General features: G+C 30.9%; 20 protein-coding genes. 13 read left to right on the top strand and 7 right to left on the bottom strand.

Annotated elements, in window-relative coordinates:
- The first annotated feature begins 136 nt into the window (after window positions 1-136).
- The gene (locus DWZ53_RS05055; protein ID WP_118432609.1) at window positions 137-457 is read left to right on the top strand and encodes a PTS sugar transporter subunit IIB; all 321 of its coding nucleotides are present in this window, start codon (window positions 137-139) and stop codon (window positions 455-457) included.
- A gap of 34 nt (window positions 458-491) precedes the next feature.
- On the opposite strand, the gene DWZ53_RS05050 is transcribed toward DWZ53_RS05055, so the two are convergent.
- The 4 genes from DWZ53_RS05050 to DWZ53_RS05035 all read right to left on the bottom strand — a co-directional run bounded on the left by DWZ53_RS05050 (window position 492) and on the right by DWZ53_RS05035 (window position 3,830).
- Window positions 492-1,262, bottom strand: coding sequence for a histidinol-phosphatase (locus DWZ53_RS05050; RefSeq protein WP_118432608.1), 771 nt, complete (start codon window positions 1,260-1,262; stop codon window positions 492-494).
- Window positions 1,263-1,325: 63 nt separating this feature from the next.
- Entirely contained in the window at window positions 1,326-2,003 is a 678-nt protein-coding gene (locus DWZ53_RS05045; protein ID WP_118432607.1) for a PspA/IM30 family protein, read from the bottom strand.
- A 2-nt stretch (window positions 2,004-2,005) separates the two neighbouring features.
- Complete coding sequence (locus DWZ53_RS05040; RefSeq protein WP_118432606.1) at window positions 2,006-2,962, bottom strand: hypothetical protein; 957 nt, start codon at window positions 2,960-2,962, stop codon at window positions 2,006-2,008.
- 505 nt (window positions 2,963-3,467) lie between these two features.
- A complete protein-coding gene (locus DWZ53_RS05035) occupies window positions 3,468-3,830 on the bottom strand; it encodes a metal-dependent transcriptional regulator (protein WP_118432605.1) in 363 nt (120 codons plus the stop codon).
- Between the two features lie 276 nt (window positions 3,831-4,106).
- On the opposite strand from DWZ53_RS05035, the gene DWZ53_RS05030 reads away from it, so the two are divergent.
- The 9 genes from DWZ53_RS05030 (at window position 4,107) to DWZ53_RS04990 (ending at window position 13,212) form a co-directional block, all read left to right on the top strand.
- Window positions 4,107-4,316 carry a FeoA family protein gene (locus tag DWZ53_RS05030; protein ID WP_118432604.1) on the top strand — a complete coding sequence of 70 codons (210 nt, stop codon included), beginning with the start codon at window positions 4,107-4,109 and terminating at the stop codon, window positions 4,314-4,316.
- A gap of 28 nt (window positions 4,317-4,344) precedes the next feature.
- Window positions 4,345-4,569, top strand: a complete 225-nt coding sequence (locus DWZ53_RS05025; protein WP_118432603.1) for a ferrous iron transport protein A — start codon at window positions 4,345-4,347, stop codon at window positions 4,567-4,569.
- 18 nt (window positions 4,570-4,587) lie between these two features.
- Window positions 4,588-6,762, top strand: a complete 2,175-nt coding sequence (gene feoB / locus DWZ53_RS05020; protein WP_118432602.1) for a ferrous iron transport protein B — start codon at window positions 4,588-4,590, stop codon at window positions 6,760-6,762.
- Window positions 6,763-6,809: 47 nt separating this feature from the next.
- Window positions 6,810-6,989, top strand: a complete 180-nt coding sequence (locus DWZ53_RS05015) for a FeoB-associated Cys-rich membrane protein (RefSeq protein ID WP_118432601.1) — start codon at window positions 6,810-6,812, stop codon at window positions 6,987-6,989.
- Window positions 6,990-7,258: 269 nt separating this feature from the next.
- Window positions 7,259-7,486, top strand: a complete 228-nt coding sequence (locus DWZ53_RS05010) for a DUF6110 family protein (protein WP_118432600.1) — start codon at window positions 7,259-7,261, stop codon at window positions 7,484-7,486.
- Window positions 7,487-7,489: 3 nt separating this feature from the next.
- Entirely contained in the window at window positions 7,490-9,613 is a 2,124-nt protein-coding gene (locus tag DWZ53_RS05005; protein ID WP_118432599.1) for a heavy metal translocating P-type ATPase, read from the top strand.
- A 171-nt stretch (window positions 9,614-9,784) separates the two neighbouring features.
- On the top strand, window positions 9,785-10,483 hold the full coding sequence (locus DWZ53_RS05000) for an ABC transporter ATP-binding protein (RefSeq protein ID WP_118432598.1): 699 nt from the start codon (window positions 9,785-9,787) through the stop codon (window positions 10,481-10,483).
- A gap of 8 nt (window positions 10,484-10,491) precedes the next feature.
- Complete coding sequence (locus DWZ53_RS04995; RefSeq protein WP_118432597.1) at window positions 10,492-12,735, top strand: ABC transporter permease; 2,244 nt, start codon at window positions 10,492-10,494, stop codon at window positions 12,733-12,735.
- Window positions 12,736-12,891: 156 nt separating this feature from the next.
- Window positions 12,892-13,212 carry a hypothetical protein gene (locus tag DWZ53_RS04990; protein ID WP_118432596.1) on the top strand — a complete coding sequence of 107 codons (321 nt, stop codon included), beginning with the start codon at window positions 12,892-12,894 and terminating at the stop codon, window positions 13,210-13,212.
- 190 nt (window positions 13,213-13,402) lie between these two features.
- On the opposite strand, the gene eno is transcribed toward DWZ53_RS04990, so the two are convergent.
- From eno to nrdI, 3 genes are read right to left on the bottom strand one after another with little or no spacing between them, the layout of a single operon-like run.
- Window positions 13,403-14,692, bottom strand: coding sequence for a phosphopyruvate hydratase (eno, locus tag DWZ53_RS04985; protein WP_118432595.1), 1,290 nt, complete (start codon window positions 14,690-14,692; stop codon window positions 13,403-13,405).
- Between the two features lie 18 nt (window positions 14,693-14,710).
- Entirely contained in the window at window positions 14,711-15,271 is a 561-nt protein-coding gene (locus tag DWZ53_RS04980) for a DUF3793 family protein (protein WP_118432593.1), read from the bottom strand.
- Window positions 15,271-15,618, bottom strand: a complete 348-nt coding sequence (gene nrdI / locus DWZ53_RS04975; RefSeq protein ID WP_118432591.1) for a class Ib ribonucleoside-diphosphate reductase assembly flavoprotein NrdI — start codon at window positions 15,616-15,618, stop codon at window positions 15,271-15,273. Before nrdI ends, DWZ53_RS04980 begins: the two co-directional genes overlap by 1 nt.
- 156 nt (window positions 15,619-15,774) lie before the next feature.
- On the opposite strand from nrdI, the gene DWZ53_RS04970 reads away from it, so the two are divergent.
- The 3 genes from DWZ53_RS04970 to DWZ53_RS04960 are packed head-to-tail and all read left to right on the top strand — an operon-like array spanning window position 15,775 to window position 18,242.
- Entirely contained in the window at window positions 15,775-16,125 is a 351-nt protein-coding gene (locus DWZ53_RS04970) for a metalloregulator ArsR/SmtB family transcription factor (RefSeq protein WP_118432589.1), read from the top strand.
- Window positions 16,126-16,138: 13 nt separating this feature from the next.
- Window positions 16,139-16,357: a cation transporter gene (locus DWZ53_RS04965; RefSeq protein ID WP_118432587.1), complete on the top strand. Its 219-nt coding sequence runs from the start codon at window positions 16,139-16,141 to the stop codon at window positions 16,355-16,357.
- A gap of 13 nt (window positions 16,358-16,370) precedes the next feature.
- Entirely contained in the window at window positions 16,371-18,242 is a 1,872-nt protein-coding gene (locus tag DWZ53_RS04960) for a heavy metal translocating P-type ATPase (RefSeq protein WP_118432585.1), read from the top strand.

Here is an 18,242-nt window from a genome sequence, read left to right as displayed (position 1 = left end):
TATAATCGATTTAAAATTTAAGTCCAACTTTTGGGGTTCACAATAAAATGGTTAGTTTTTTAATTTATCATCATAAACCGCTTTCATCTAAAGAATGAAAGTTGTATAATGAAATTAAGGAGGATAGGTATTTTTTATGGTAAAAATTATGTTAGCTTGTAGTGCAGGTATGTCAACAAGTTTACTTGTAACTCGTATGCAAAAAGAAGCAGAAAAAAGAGGATTAGATGCAAAAATTTGGGCGGTAAGTGAAAGCCAATTATTAAGTGAATATGAAGCTGATCCAGCTGATGTTATCTTAATTGGACCACAAGTTCGTTTCCGTTTAAATGGTATTAGAGAACAAGTAAAGAACGCTATTCCAGTTGATGTTATTGATATGAGAACATATGGTATGATGGATGGTGGAAAAGTACTTGACCAAGGATTAAAAATGATTGAAGATTTTAAAAAATAATAATAAAAGAGTTGGATGATAAATCCAACTCTTTTTACTTATCGGTTAAAAAAGAAATTGTATCAATTATATGAACATCAAGTGTTTGTAGATATTGATAGGCTTTTTCATATATTTTGTTATCCTTTAAACTATCAGGATGATGTGCATCAAAGCCAATAATCACGTCATTTTGATAATAACTTGCAATCTTCCAAAAATCAGGGTGAGGATAATGACGATGATCTTTATATCCTAGTAAATTAAACTCTAAAGGCATATGATGTTCTTTTGCATATTTACATAAACGGGACATCTCTTTTTTATATTCTTCACTTTTTGTATCATAATGGGCAAGGTCAGGATGAGCAATATAACTATATAAACCACTGTCAATGGCTTTAATACAGTGATCAACATAACTTGTTAGTTGATCTTTAGAAAGAGGAAAACCAAAATAAACGTGGTTTTCATCTGTATCTTGATAATGATTTCCTAAAATAATATAATCAATCTTTTTATCCTTAAGCATTTTTTCAAGCCAAGGCATGTATCTTTCAAAATATTCACATTCTAAACCAATTTTAATAGAAATTTGATTTTTATATTTTTCTTTAAGAGTTCGAATGCTTTGAATATAATCATCTAATTGACTTTCAGGCATACGCATTGTTGCCTTGAAAGAAGAATGATAATGCCAAGGGGTATGATCAGAAAAACCAAGTTCTTGTATACCAGCTTGAATGGCTGCCTGTACATATTCTTCATCTTGTCCAATAGCGTGAAAACATCTGGATGTATGGGTATGATAGTTATTCTTATTCATAGTTTCACCTCGACGACATTATAATACAAAAAAAAGAATATACAAATGTATATTCTTGAAATGTTATAAACCTAATTTGGCTTTCATTGCTGCTAATTCATCTTCAACTGAAGTGTCGCTTCCATTTGATGTGTATTTATCTGCAAGGGATGAAGCTGCACTTGTATGTGCATTTAACTCTGCTTCAGCAGTTGCCGCATCCAACATTTTTTCAGCTTTCTTTTCATAACGTTCAAATGATTCCATAGATGATTTAGCTTTATCGCCACCGGATACAATTTTATTTATATGTTCTTGTGCTTTTGCAGAAGCAACAGTAGCTTTAATAGCGTCTCTTTTTGCTTCTAATGTTTCAATATCGTTAACTAATTTATCATGCATTAGACGCATTTTATCAGCGTTAGCGTTAGTAAGTTCTTGTGTTTTTTTGTAAGAAATGAGATTATTTTCATATTGTTGTTTTTTAGCGATAAGCGTTCTTGCATCATCTTCATTTCCTGCTTTTAATGCATTTTGAGCAGCAGTAGTATATTTAGCGATATCTGCTTCACATTCTTTGACTTGGCGATCTGCGCTTTTTGCATCAGCAATAATATTAGCTGTTTCTTTTTTTACTTCAGCAAGATCTTCTCTTAAATCTCTTAATGTTTGATCAATCATTTTTGCTGGATCTTCACATTTGTCTAATAAAGCGTTAATGTTGCTTTTCATAATATCTGTAAATCTTGTTAAAATTCCCATGTTTATTCTTTCCTTTCTTCGTTTAAATATTTGTCTCTTAATTCATCTGATTTATCAAGAGGCGTTTTTAAAATCTCAATTGTTTCTTTTGCTTTTTCTTTATCACGTTTAAATTTCATGCGTAAGATGTAAATCACACCACCAATGACAATGACAATTCCAACAATAATACAAACGATTTTAATAATATCCTTAGAGGTTGTTGATTTTGTCATAATTGTTTTAGCTGTTGAATTAAATGTTTTTGTAAAAACATCTACTGTAGAAAGTGAATCATCTGTCCAGTAACGATCTACATAGTTCCAAAAAATATCAACAGCTTCACTATCCATAACTGATGTCACTTGTTTTCCATTGACATATGACATATAACCTACTTCATTAGAATTTTGTTCTCCAAAATAAATAAATAAGAAGGTATCTTCATTATCAATATTTTGATCATACCAATTTTGTGCATAATCATTTTTTTGGCTGTCACTTGTAAGTGTTTCATCATAGCTCTTTAAATAAATGTAAGGTTGGATGCCTGTCTTGTTATAAAAATTTTTAAGATTCTTTGAAAGCTTTGCTTGGTTTTCAATATATCCTAACTCATCTTTAATGCAGTTATTGTCATAAGCTACGGGATTTTCAATTTTTTCTCTATTAATAGTTGAAGTTGGCTTATCTTCACTACTCATCATAAAGAATCCAAAAATAATAACTACAAAAATAACTAAACAAGCAATTAAAGTTCCTAAACCACTTGATGAGCTTGAATAGACATTACGATGATAACCATGATATCCCCATCTAGGTGGTTCGTGATAGTATCCACCACCAAATCCGTGTGAAGAACTGTGATTTCCTGTAGGTCTGCTAGATGAACTACCTACATGATGACCGCCCCCAACACGGCTGCTTGAATGTCCACCAGATGAACGATGTCCCCCTCCGCCAGTTCCTGGTCTTGGCATATTTTCACCTCTCTTTCCTTCATTGTATTATTAAAGAATATTATATATGAATCTTATCAGAAAAGATATATGTTACTCAATTTTGTTTGTAAATAATAAGGAAATAAAAAAATATATAAATTAGTTGACACTTAAGTTAGCCTGTGCTAACATACAAGTGTAGTTAGTTAAGACTAACGAGAAAGAGTGATATGATGATGAAACAGAAATTAAAATGGAGCATCATAACATTACTTATTCAAATGAGTGTTATTATATGCTCCATCGTCTTGATTTAATATTCTTATAGAACTACAATTTAGCCAAATCCTTTTCACAACCATCTATAAGAATTTTAAATAAATAAACAACAGATCGTTAGATCATGTCATTGGTTTAAAATGACATAATGAAATCAGAAGAGTTATCCGGTAGTGATATTCTTCTGATTTTTATTTTATAGTATAAAAAAGAGGTACATGATGTACCTCTTAATCATCAAGTATGAGCTTAATGATAAATCTTTTTATTTACTCATTGTATCTTTAATTCGTTGCATTGTCTCATCACTAATAACATGCTCAATGCGACATGCATCGTTAACAGCAGTTTCGTGACTTACACCTAAACTTTCAAAGAAAGCAGATAGAGTGTCATGACGATCATAAATACGAGATGCAACTTCAAGTCCTTTTTGAGTTAAGACAATGTATCCTTTACTATCGACATCAATATATTCATCTTTTTTTAAGATGCTCATGGCTCTTGAGACACTTGGCTTAGAATAGTTAAGTTCTCTTGCTATATCTATTGAACGAACATCTTTATTTCTATTTGCTAGAACGTAAATTGTTTCTAGATACATTTCTCCAGATTCTTGTAAATGCATGTTATCACCTCTTTTTATTATTGTATCATAAATAATTAATAAAAGACAACGGAGATACATTTTTATTGTATAGATAAGTTGAAAAGGTTTTCATTTTGTGTTTGTGTTTCATGTATGAAACAAAGTTAGTTAATGTTAACTTTTTTTATTGACAAAATATATCAAGAGGCATATATTATAGGTGAAGTTAGGAAGGACTAACTAATTTTTTTTGGATATCAAGTTAGCCTTTACTAATCAAATTAGCATAGAGTAATCTTTGAGGAGGGAATAAAGATGCCTTTAACAATGTTAAACAATGGAGAAGTTGGAACAATTACGAGAATTGGCGGTAATGAAGAAACAAGAAGATTTTTAAATAATCTTGGTTTCATTGTTGGTGAACAAGTAACGGTTTTATCTACAATTGGTGGAAATGTTATTGTTAATGTCAAAGATTCTCGAATTGCGATTAATGAAGATATGGCAAAACATATCATGATTTAGCAAAGAGTGATAGAAAGGGGAATGGTTTGTGAAACTTAACGAAGTGGAAGTTGGGAGTACAGTCATTGTTACTAAAATCGAAGGTGACGGCGCTTATAAAAGACGTATCATGGATATGGGAATCACAAAGGGAGTTGAACTTTATATTAGAAAAGTAGCTCCATTAGGTGATCCAGTCGAACTTACTGTAAGAGGATATGAACTTACTGTAAGAAAAAATGATGCACAATGCGTTGAAGTGAAAGTAAAGTAATGAGGAGAGGATAGAACGATGAATATTAAATTCGCGCTAGCAGGTAATCCTAACTGCGGGAAAACAACAATGTTTAACGCTTTAACTGGTGCTAATCAATATGTTGGTAACTGGCCAGGGGTTACTGTAGAAAAGAAGGAAGGTAAAATTAAAGGGAATAAGGAAGATAACATTACTGTTGTTGACTTACCAGGTATTTATTCTCTTTCACCTTATACATTAGAAGAAGTTGTCAGTCGTGATTTTCTATTAAATGAAGATCCTGATGTTATCTTAGATATTGTTGATGCAACAAATATTGAAAGAAACTTATATTTAACTACACAATTAATTGAAACAGGAGTTCCTGTTGTTATTGCATTAAATATGGCTGATTTAATTGCTAAAAGAGGATTAAAGATTGATATTAAACGTTTATCTATGGTTCTTGGATGTCCAATTATTGAAACATCAGCATTAAAAGGTAAAGGTTTAAAAGAATTAATTAATGAAGCAGTTAAGGTTGCTAAAAAATCTGAACATGCTTTACCAGGTGCTGTTTTTGATGAAAAAATTGAAGCAGCTATTAATGAAGTAACACCTTTATTATCAAATAGAATTGCTGCTAATAAAAAAAGATGGTATGCAGTTAAAGTATTAGAAAATGACGAAAAAGTAATGAATCAAATTACTTTAGATAGTCAAGCTAATGAAAAAGTAGCAGCATTAAGAACATCATTAGAAAAAGAATTTGATGATGATATGGAAAGTGTTGTTACTGATGGACGTTATACTTACATTCAAAAGCTTATTTCAACAACAGTTGAAAAACCAAAAGAAAAATTAACTTTATCAGATAAAATTGATAAAATTGTTACAAATAGATTTTTAGGAATTCCTATTTTCTTAGTTATTATGTACGTTGTTTATCATATTTCAGTAACAACAGTTGGTACATTTGTTACTGATTGGACAAATGATGTCTTTGTTGTAGCTATTCAAGATGCAGTTGCTGGATTCTTATCATCTATTGGAGCAAGTGGTTTATTATCTGCTGTTATCGTAGATGGTATTATTGGTGGTGTTGGTGCTGTTATTGGATTTGCACCACAAATGGCAATCTTATTCTTATTCTTATCAATCTTAGAAGATTGTGGATATATGGTACGTATTGCATTCGTTATGGATAGAGTATTTAGATATTTTGGATTATCTGGAAAAAGCTTTATTCCATTATTAATTGGTTCTGGTTGTGGGGTTCCTGCTATTATGGCATCAAAAACAATCGAACAAGATAACGATCGTCGTTTAACTATTATGACAGCTACATTTATTCCTTGTGGAGCTAAATTACCTGTTATTGCTTTATTAGGTGGAGTTATGGCTGGTAAAGTTGCTGGATGGAAAGCTGGAGGATTTATTGCTCCTGCTATGTACTTCATGGGAATTGTTGCTGTATTAGTTGCTGCAATTATCTTAAAGAAAACAAAACCATTCTCAGGTAAACCTGCACCATTCGTTATGGAATTACCTCAATATCATATTCCTAGTGTTAAAACAGTATTATTACATGTATGGGAAAGATTAAAAGCATTCTTAATTAAAGCAGGTACAATTTTAGTTGTTGCTTGTATCGTTATTTGGTTCTTATCAACATTTGGATTTGAAAGTGGATCATTTGGTATTGTTAAAGATGCTGGAAACAGTTTAATCGCTGTTATTGGTGGATTTATTGCTCCAATCTTCGCTCCTCTTGGATTTGATAACTGGCAAGCAGTAGCTTCATCATTAACTGGATTCTCAGCAAAAGAAGCTATCGTTTCTACAATGGGTGTTTTAGCAAATGTTGCTGGAGATACTGAAGATGCAATTAATGTTGCTGGTGGTGTTGCTAAATGGTTCCCAACAGCTATGGCTGCATTATCATTCTTAATCTTCAACTTATTAGATTCACCATGTTTAGCAGCTATTTCAACAATGGCTAACGAATTAAATGATAGAAAATGGTTCTGGTTTGCTATCTTATTCCAAAATATATTTGCTTATGCTGTTTCATTAATGGTATATCAAATTGGATCATTAGTATTATACGGAACATTTGGATTCTGGACAGTTGTTGCCTTCGTTGTTCTTGCATTCATGTTGTATATGTTATTTAGACCTGATCCATATAAAGATCAAAAGGTTTACTCAAAGAGATCAGTAGAAGCATAATTCAATCCGGATATTAACCCGGATTTTTAACTAAAGGAGGAGAGTTTATGGTTAATGTCATTATTATATTATTAATCGGTGCCTATTGTGGATGGGTGATTTATACTCATTTCTTTAAAAAGAAAGATAGTCATAGTTGTAATGGAATATGTGCAGGATGTAGTCAATGTTCATCTCCTTTAGAAGATTATTATCGTGACCAAAAGAAGGAGAAACATCATGGGTGATTCGAGTGGATCAATGTTTTATATGTTTTTAGGTGTTATTGTTATTTATGTTATAGGTGTGATTATTTATAGTATTATTGAAAAAATAAGAAAAAAGAATAAATACAAATAACAAAAATAGAATCTGTTGTAACACTTATGTTGATAACCAATTCTATTTAGAATTGGTTTTTATCATTATTGGTTATTAAACCACTAGGAATTATTAAAAAAGTGGTATGATAATAAAAAATAGTCATGATTTTGACAAGATAAAAGGAGTGTATATTATGAAAGATTTATTAAAAAACAAAACATTATTATCATTTGTAGGAGGAGTTGTGGCTACAGTAGCAGGAACTCGCTTTGTTAAAAGTGATTGTGCTAGAAAAATGGCAGTTAAATCAATTGCTTCTGGTATGCAAGTAAAAGATAACGCTATGGCTACATATGATACAATCGTAGAAGATGCTAAAGATATCTACGAAGAAGCTAAAAATAAAAGAGCTGGTGAATAATCTATGCTAAAGTATCAGGTTGTTCATGATATTCCAGGGAGAATGAGAATTCGCTATGGAAGATACTTATTTTCACAAGATAAAGCTTTAGCTTTACGTTTTGCTTTATCTAAATGGGATGGAGTTAATAAAGTTGAAGTCAATGAACGAACTGGAAGTATATTATTTATTTATGATGTTAATCAAAAAGCAGCATTATTAGAAAATATTAAACAATTAGATATTAGAAGTTTTGATATTGAGCCTTATAAAAAAACAATATCTGATTATCATTATTTAGTTGTTCAAAGAAATGTGAATGATCAATACATTCAACAATTTGCTAAAATGCTAGCAACAAGATATGCATCTAAATTATTTTTACCTTTTCCAATTAGAAATGCTTTAACTTTATACCAAGCTATCCAATATCTTAAAGAAGGATTGAATTCTTTAAGACATAAAAGAGTAGATGTTCCTGTTTTAGATGCAACCAGTATTACAGTTTCATTGCTATCTAAACAATGGAATACAGCAAGAAACATTATGTTCTTGTTATCTATCTCTCAATTGTTGGAAGACTACACAAAAAAGAAAACAACATTACAATTAAAAGAAACTTTAGCTGTTAATGTTGATAAAGTTTGGGTCTTACAAGACGATGTAGAAAAACAAATTCCTACGGCTTCTTTACAAAAAGGAGATACTGTCATCGTCCAAATGGGTTCTATGGTTCCGGTAGATGGTGAAGTTGTTTTAGGTGAAGGAATGATCAATGAAGCAAGCTTTACAGGAGAACCATTAAGTAAAATGGTAAAGACTGGAAGTAGTGTTTTTGCTGGAACAGTGGTAGAAGAAGGAAAAATTTACGTTAAAGTTAGAAATTTACAATTTGAAAGTCGTATTAATAAAATTGTTGATTTAATTGATACGAATGAGTCATTAAAAGCAAGTATCCAATCTGATGCAGAGCATTTAGCTGATGCAATTGTGCCTTATAGCTTTATTGGGTTCTTTGGTTTATTGTTACTCACAAGAAATTTATCTCGTGCTACATCTATTTTATTGGTAGATTATTCCTGTGCGATTAAGCTATCTACTTCAATATCAGTGATCAGTGCCATGCAGGAAGCAAGCCGTCATTCTATTATGGTCAAAGGTGGAAAATACATGGAAATGATGGCACAAGCCGATACGATTGTTTTTGATAAAACAGGAACACTTACAAATGCTGAACCATTTGTTAAAAAAGTAACCCCTCTACAAAATTATAGTCGAGAAGAAATTTTAAAAATTGCAGCCTGTTTAGAAGAACATTTTCCTCATAGTGTAGCTAATGCTATTGTTAAACAAGCTGAAAGAGAAAATCTTCATCATGAAGAAGAACATGCTAAGGTAGAATATATTATTGCCCATGGTATTGCAACAATCTATCATGAACAAAGAGCAGTTATTGGTAGTGATCATTTTATTTTTGAAGATGAAGATATTGAAAAGACGCAAGAAATTGAACAATTGATTGATCAACTTCAAAGTGAGGGAGCAAGTTCTCTTATCTATCTTGCTATTGGTGGACAATTAGCGGGTATTATTAGTATTTATGATCCACTTAAAAAAGAAGCAAAACAAACAATACAAGACCTTAGAAAAAGTGGTTTTAGTCATATTGTGATGTTAACTGGTGATTGTGAAAACGCAGCCCGATTTATTGCTGATGAGCTAGATATAGATGAATATTTATCAGGAGTGCTTCCTGAAGATAAAGCTCAATTTGTTAAGAAACTAAAAGAAGAAGGGAGAACGGTAGTTATGGTCGGTGATGGTGTGAATGATACACCAGCATTATCATCAGCCGATGTTTCTATTTCGTTACAAGATAGTTCGGATATTGCAAGAGAACTTGCTGATGTGACGCTTACATCTTCTGATCTTGAACAAATTGTTGTCTTTAAACAAATATCAAAATTATTGATGAATCGTATTCATCGAAACTATACAAAAATAGTAGCGTTAAATAGTAGTTTGATTGTATTAGGGGCAATAGGTTTATTACCGGTGAGTACAACATCCTTTATTCATAATGCTTCGACATTTGTATTTTCGATTGGTTCATCTACATCTTTACTAAAAGATGAAGTATTGTCATGATAGGCAATACTTCTTTTTTTGTAATATTGACAAGAAATCATGTAGAGAGTAAAATAACATTAAGTTAGACGTCGCTAACCTATAATATTCCCTATACTATTTAAATGCTTGAAAAAGCATTTTCTTAAACACCTTCGGTTAGCGATTGATAACTATTGAGGAGGGGTAAGTATGTTTCTTAAGATACAAGACTTGAAAAAGAGTTTTGGACAAGGAGAAAATAGAACAGAAGTATTAAAAGGGATAGACTTTTCAATTGAAAAAGGTAACATTTGTGTATTATTAGGACCATCTGGTTCTGGAAAATCTACGTTACTTAATATTATTGGAGGAATAGATTCTCCTGATAGTGGTGTTGTCAGCATAGATGGTGATGCGATGAGTGATATGAAAGAAAAAGCATTAACATTATATAGAAGACAACATCTAGGATATGTATTTCAATCTTATAATTTAATTCCTAATTTAAATGTTAAAGAAAATATAGAAGTAGGGGCTTATTTAAGTAAAAGTCCTTTGGATATTGATGATTTAATGAAAACTTTGGGAATCTATGAACATCGTTATAAATTACCAAATCAATTATCTGGTGGGCAGCAACAAAGAACGGCAATTGGTAGAGCTATCGTTAAAAATCCTGATATTTTATTATGTGATGAACCAACGGGAGCGTTAGATTATCATACATCTAAAGAAATTTTAAAATTAATAGAAGATGTTAATTCAAAATATGGTAATACGATCATTATTGTTACTCATAATGACGCTATTAAATTAATGGCTGATCAAGTCATTTTATTTAAGGATGGACATATATTAAAAGAATATAAAAATGAAACTAAAGTGCCTGCTGCATCATTAGAATGGTAGGTGAAATCATGAAGAATCCTTTAAATAAAAGAATTTTGAGATTATTAAAAGAAGAATGGGGTAAATATTTAGCTATTTTTCTTTTTATGGTAGTAACCATTGGATTTGTTTCTGGCTTTTTAGTGGCTGATAACAGTATGCTAACAAGTTACAATCAAAGTTTTGAAAAATATAATATTGAAAATGGGCATTTTGAACTCTATCAACAAGCAAATCAACAGTTGCTTAATGAATTAAAAAAAGAAGATGTTAAAATATATCGTCATTATTTTGTAGAAGAAAAAACAAAAGAAGTCAAAAGCACTTTACGTATTTTTAAACAAAATAAAAAAATAAATAAAGTATGTGTTATGTCAGGAAAACTTCCGCAAAATGATCATCAAATCGCTATTGATAGAATGTATGCAACTAATAATCATCTTGAAATAGGTGATAATCTTACATTAAAAAATAAAAAATTTAAGATTACTGGATTAGTTGCTTTATCTGATTATAGTGCTTTATTTTCTAATAATGGAGATATGATGTTTGACGCTGTCAAGTTTGGGGTAGCTATTACCTCAAACAAGGCTTTTGATGATTTTGGTCAAAGTCATTTACATTATAGTTATGCTTGGCGTTATCAAAAGCAGCCTAAAAATGAAACGAAAGAAAAAAACTTATCAGATGACTTTTTAAAAGTATTAAATAGTAAAACAGTGATTAAAGAATATACACCACATTATTTAAATCAAGCCATCAAATTTACTGGTGATGATATGGGTAGTGATAAAGCGATGATTGTTGTTTTACTATACATTTTAATTGTCATTATGGCTTTTGTCTTTGCAGTAACAACAAACAATACTATTGTTAGTGAAGCATCAGTAATTGGAACACTAAGAGCTTCAGGTTATAGTCGTAAAGAATTGTTGAAATTTTATATTTGTTTGCCACTTATTGTAACCGTGATTGCTTGTATTGTTGGAAATATTTTAGGTTATACGTTGTTAAAAGATGTTTGTGCTGGTATGTACTATGGAAGTTACAGTTTACCTACCTTTAAAACTTTATTTAATAGTGAGGCATTTATCCTTACAACGATTATTCCTTTTATTTTGATGTTAGTGATTAATGTCATCATGATCAGTTATAAACTTCAACTTAGTCCATTAAAATTCTTAAGACACGATTTTAAAAGAAAACAAACCACAAAGACATTACCACTTAAAAGATTACGTTTTTTCCATCGCTTTAGATTACGTATTATTTTCCAAAATATACCAAGTTATTTAACTTTATTTGTTGGTATATTCTTTGCTAATGTGTTACTTATGTTTGGTATGATGATGACACCATTACTTAATCACTATCAAAGTGAAGTAGAAGATAATATGATTAGTCGTTATCAATATGTTTTAAAAGCACCAATGCCAACTGATACTCAAGGAGCAGAAGGTTATTATGCAACAACATTAAAGGCAATGCATAGTCAAAGTAATGATGAGATAAGTGTTTATGGTGTTAAAAAGAATAGTGATTATGTTGATATTAAATGGAAAAATAATGGAGTTATGATTAGTGATGGTTACAGTGATAAATATCAATTAAAGACAGGTGATACGATTACTTTAAAACAAAAATATGGAAGTAAAAAGTATAAATTTAAGGTTGCCGGTGTTTACCATTATCCAGCAGCATTATCAATCTGGATGAATGAAAAACAATATCAAGATACTTTTGATGTTTACGCTCCAAATGGTTATTTTTCAAATCATAAGATTAAAGATATTGATGATCGCTGTATCGCTACAACCATTACAAAAGATGATTTAACAAAATTATCAAGGCAATTAGATGTATCTATGGGACAAATGTTCTATTTAGTTGATGCTTTTGCTATTATCTTATTTGCTTTATTAATCTACTTGTTATCTAAGATTATTGTTGAAAAGAATAAAAATGCAATTTCAATGGTTAAAATTCTAGGTTATGAAAATAAAGAGATTAATCGTCTTTATTTAACAGCGACAACATGGGTTGTTGTCATTTCTACCCTTGCTTCATTATATTTGTCAAGAGTAGTGATAGATGCAATCTATCGAGCTATGTTAGCTGATTTTTCAGGCTGGTTAACATTCTATATGCCTTCTACTATTTATATTAAGATGTTTGTGATGACAATGATAACATACTTTGTGGTATCAATTACTCAAATGAGAAGAATTAAGAAGGTCCCTATGGATGAAGCCTTAAAGAATGTAAATGATTAAAAAAATCTGCTTACGTCAATTTTAAGTTTATGATATGATAAGACACGTAAAATTGAATATGAAATAAAATAACGACATTAAATATCGTATAGCTATTGTCTGGTGGCTATTTATTGATATTTGATGTCGTTTTTTTTAAGAACAAGGAGGAGACAGATGATGCCAAAAACAAAATTTCAAAGTTTCATTTTTACTATTTTTATGGTTTTTTTAATGGTGTTTTGTATGACAATTTATACGCTTTCGATTCAATTAGGAACGCTAAATAGCCAAGTCTTTTATATGGCAATAAAAGAGATGTGGCTAGAATATATCGTTGTTTTTTTATTAATCTTTTTTGTTATGACGAATAGATCAATAAAGACTGCAAGAAAGATGACAGATTTCAAAACAATATCACCTATTTTTATGACCTTATTAATACAATGTTTAACTGTATGCCAAATTGTCCCTGTGATAACTTTATTTGCGATATGATACATCATGGTATAGGGGCAGATTGTTTTTTTATATGGCTAAAACTGATGGTTGAATGCTTTCCTATGGCACTATGTTTACAATTATTTTTTGTATGACCTTTTGTAAGGACTGTTTTTAGAAAGATTTTTTAATTAAAAGAGGGGTTACTGTTAACAGTAACCCCTTTACATATGTTATTTCATTATCTTTATTTTTTTAATTGGTAAAAACCATCTAAACTACTATAAACGCTTTGTTTACCTAATTCATCTTCAATTCTAATTAATTGATTGTATTTAGCAATACGGTCTGTTCTAGAAGCAGAACCTGTTTTAATTTGTCCAGCATTTGTAGCAACGGCAATATCAGCAATCGTTGTATCTTCTGTTTCACCAGAACGATGTGAGATGACAGCAGTATAGTTTGCTTTTTGAGCCATTTGAATGGCTTCTAATGTTTCTGTTAATGTACCAATTTGATTAACTTTAATTAAGATAGAATTAGCGACACCACGTTCAATTCCTTTTTGTAGACGTTTTGTATTTGTAACAAAGAAATCATCACCAACTAATTGTACTTTTTTACCTAATTTTTCAGTTAAATAATCCCAACCTTCCCAATCATCTTGATCAAGACCATCTTCAATAGAAATAATTGGATATTTGTCACATAACTCTACATAGAAATCAACTAATTCTTTAGAAGTAAATGATTTATTGTTTTCACCAGGTAAAGTATAAACACCATCTTTATAGAATTCAGAAGAAGCAACATCCATAGCTAATTTAACATCTTCACCAGGTTTATATCCTGCTTTTTCAATCGCTTCTAAAATTGTTTTAATAGCGTCTTCGTTAGAAGCTAAATTTGGAGCAAACCCACCTTCATCACCAACAGCAGTATTTAATCCTTTTGCTTTTAATACGGCTTTTAATGAATGGAAAACTTCTGCTCCCATACGAATAGCTTCTTTAAACGATGGAGCATTAACTGGCATAATCATGAATTCTTGGAAATCAACGTTATTATCAGCATGAGCACCACCATTAATAATATTCATCATTGGTGTAGGAAGAACATGACTGTTTGTTCCACCAATATATTTATATAATGGAATATTTAAACTGTTAGCGGCACATTTAGCAACAGCTAAAGAAACACCTAAAATAGCGTTAGCTCCTAATTTTCCTTTATTTTCAGTTCCATCTAATTCAATCATGGCTTGATCAATAGCACGTTGATCAAAAACATCATATCCTACTAATGCAGGTGCAATGACATCGTTGACATTTTTAACAGCATTTAAAACACCTAAACCTAAATAACGATTTTTATCGTTATCTCTTAATTCTACGGCTTCATGAATTCCTGTTGAAGCACCACTAGGAACACTTGCACGTCCAAAAGCACCATTTTCTAATGTGACTTCAACTTCAACAGTTGGATTACCACGTGAATCTAAAATTTCACGAGCATAAATAGTTTTAATTTTACTCATTGTTTTCTCCTTTTCTTTTTAACAAATAATAAGTTGTTCAATCGTTTTACCTTGACTATATTCATCATTTATTTGTTTAATACACTGATCAAACTGACAAAATAGATGATAACTATCTTGAACATTCTTATATACTTTCCAATATCCACAGTATTGACATTTTTGATGGTGAATAAACCCTAAAACATCACATAATGGATAACCTAGAAAGAGACCAATTTCATGAGGGTACTCCTCATATTGGTTTAAACGGTACTCTAAGTGGTCTAAGGTATGATCAAGATGATCTAAAGGATAATCATACTGGCATAAAAAAGAATGAATTTGTGTGTGATTTAATAAAGAAGATAAATAGTCTTCTTGATATAGATAAATCGTTACTCTTTTTTTACCGGTATAAAATAAACGAATAGATAGATGAAAACGATGAAGTTTCTTATTATATAAATCAACTAATTCTTTGAGATTAGAAAACTTAAAGCAGGGAATATGAAACATATTCGCTACTTTTAAGTTTTGTAAGACACAAGCACAGTGTTTGACTAATAAAGTTTCAAACTCTTTTTGATGAGCTAACATTATTGAATTAATTTTTTAATTTCTTCAATATCGTCATCTGTTCCATCATTTTCTACTTTATATAAACATTCAACATGATATTCATCAGCAATCTTATCACCTGCTTGACAATATGCTTCCCCATATCCAGTATCTCCAGAAACAACAACACCTTTTAAGTGTTCACTATTTCCTTTTAAGAAATCTTCTACTTCCATAGGGACATCTCCATATCCATCAGTATAAGTAAAGATAATATAATCTTCATTGACTGTTTCACTACCATCTTGAATTTGTAAAGCGTCTACGCCTAAACGATCAACAATAGACTCAACGTTTCCAGTTCTTGATGCAAATACGACTTTCATTTTATTCCTCCTTTGGTTAGCAATGTCTAACTTCATATATAAGTTAGCACAAACTAACTTATAAAGTCAAGAATTATAACCAATCCTATTGACAATGAATACATATATGTATATATTTATATATGAAGATATGTTCATATGAGAAAGGGTGATTGAATGGCAGATAGTCAAAATGATTTTCTTGTAGCACATGAAGAACTTGTTAATCGTGTGTTAGAAAAACAACCTGATGACGAATATCTATACGATTTAGCTGAGTTATTTAAAGTATTTGGAGATTCTACACGTATTAAGATTCTTTATGCTTTATTTGAAAGTGAACTTTGTGTTGGGGATATCGCACAAATTCTAGGACTTTCTCAATCAGCAGTTAGTCATCAACTTAGAATCTTAAAAGATTCCAAATTAGTGAAGTTTAGAAGAGATGGAAAGATTATTTTCTATTCATTGGATGATGATCATGTCCGTAATATTATTTCCATGGGAATGGAACATGTTGAAGAATAAGGAGAAAATAAAAATGAAAAAAACATATAAAGTAGAAGTAGATTGTGCAAACTGTGCAGCAAAAATGGAAGAAGCAACAAAAAATACGAAAGGTGTTAAAGATGCTACTTTAAGTTTTATGACTTTAAAATTAAAAGTTGAATTTGAAGATGGTGTCGATGAAAAAGAAGTGATGAAAGAGGTTCTTAAAAACTGTAAAGTAGTTGAAGATGATTGTGAAATTTATTTATAAAGGGTGATTTTTAATGAATAAAAAACAAAAAAAGATATTACAAAGAATTATTATTTCAATTGTAATATTAATTGTAGTGACAATACTTTGCTATACAACAAAATTAAATCAATATGTAGAAATAGCATTGTATTTAGTGGCTTATTTTGTTATTGGGTATGATATTTTAAAGAAAGCCTTCAAGGGAATTTTAAATAAGCAAGTCTTTGATGAAAACTTTTTAATGGCTGTTGCAACAGTCGGAGCGATAGGCTTAGGTGATTTCAAAGAAGGCGTTGCGGTTATGCTTTTCTATCAAATTGGAGAATTATTCCAAAGTGTAGCCGTAGGTAAAAGTAGAAAGAATATTGCAGCATTAATGGATATTAGACCAGACTACGCTAATATGATGGTTGATGGTCAATTAGAAAAAGTAGATCCTGATGATGTTCAAATTGGAAGTGAAATCATTGTTCATACCGGTGAAAAAGTACCTATTGATGGAATTGTAAAAGAAGGACATGCTTCTTTAAATACCAGTGCTTTAACAGGTGAAAGTGTACCACGTGATGTTAAAGTAGGTGATGAAGTGGTAAGTGGTTGTGTTAATATGACCGGTGTACTTACTATTAAAACAACTAAAGAGTTTGGTGAATCAACAGTATCTAAAATTCTTGATTTAGTTGAAAACTCAAGCATGAAAAAATCAAGATCAGAAAACTTTATTACTAAATTTGCTAAATACTATACCCCAGCTGTATGTTATAGTGCTTTGGCTTTAGCTATCATTCCACCTCTTGTATTACTGGTAATGGGTCAACCACCAAGAGTTCAAGATTGGATTATTCGTGCTTTAACATTCTTGGTTATTAGTTGTCCTTGCGCCCTTGTTATTTCTATTCCATTAAGTTTCTTTGGGGGAATAGGTTGTGCTTCAACAAATGGTATTCTTGTTAAAGGGTCAAATTATCTAGAAGCACTCGCAAGTACAAAATGTATTGTTTTTGATAAAACAGGAACACTTACTAAAGGTGTATTTGAAGTAACTGGAATTTATCCAAGTGCAGGATATGATCAAAATAGTTTATTATATTATGGAGCCTATGTAGAAAGTGGTTCTAATCATCCAATTAGTTTAAGTTTAAAGAAAGCATATGGACAAAAGATTGATAATGATTTAGTAAAAGATATTCAAGAAATTGCTGGTCATGGAGTACAAGCTACAGTTGATGGGCATGTTGTCTTTGGCGGTAACATGAAACTGATGAAACGTGAGAATATAGTAGTTGATCAAGTTCATGATGAAGGAACTGTGGTTTATATTGCTGTAAATCAAAAATATGCCGGATGTATTGTTATTTCTGATGTCATCAAAGAAACAACAAAAGAAGCTATTACAGGATTAAAACATCAAGGTATAAAGACTGTCATGTTGACAGGTGATAGTGAAAATGCAGCTCAACGTGTAGCTAATCAAGTTGGTTTGGATGAATATCATAGTGAATTATTACCTGGAGATAAGGTAGAACAAGTAGAACGATTACTTCAACAAAAAGGTGAAAAAGATAAATTAGCTTTTGTTGGAGATGGTATTAATGATGCACCCGTTTTATCAAGAGCAGACATTGGAATTGCCATGGGAGCCCTTGGTAGTGATGCGGCAATTGAAGCAGCGGATATTGTATTAATGGATGATGATCCAGCTAAAATCTCTCAAGCAATGAAAATATCTAGAAAAACATTAAAGATTGTAAAACAAAATATTGTTTTTGCATTAACTGTCAAAGCAGTATGTTTAGTGTTAGGGGCTTTAGGTATTGCTAATATGTGGATTGCGATATTTGCTGATGTAGGTGTCATGGTACTGGCTGTATTGAATGCCACAAGAGCTTTAAGAATTAAATAA

It is taken from the genome of Coprobacillus sp. AF33-1AC (assembly GCF_003475785.1).
GTDB lineage: Bacteria > Bacillota_I > Bacilli_A > Erysipelotrichales > Coprobacillaceae > Faecalibacillus.
The sequence above is the reverse complement of the archived record's forward strand: the minus strand, read 5'-3'. Positions and strand labels throughout refer to the sequence as shown.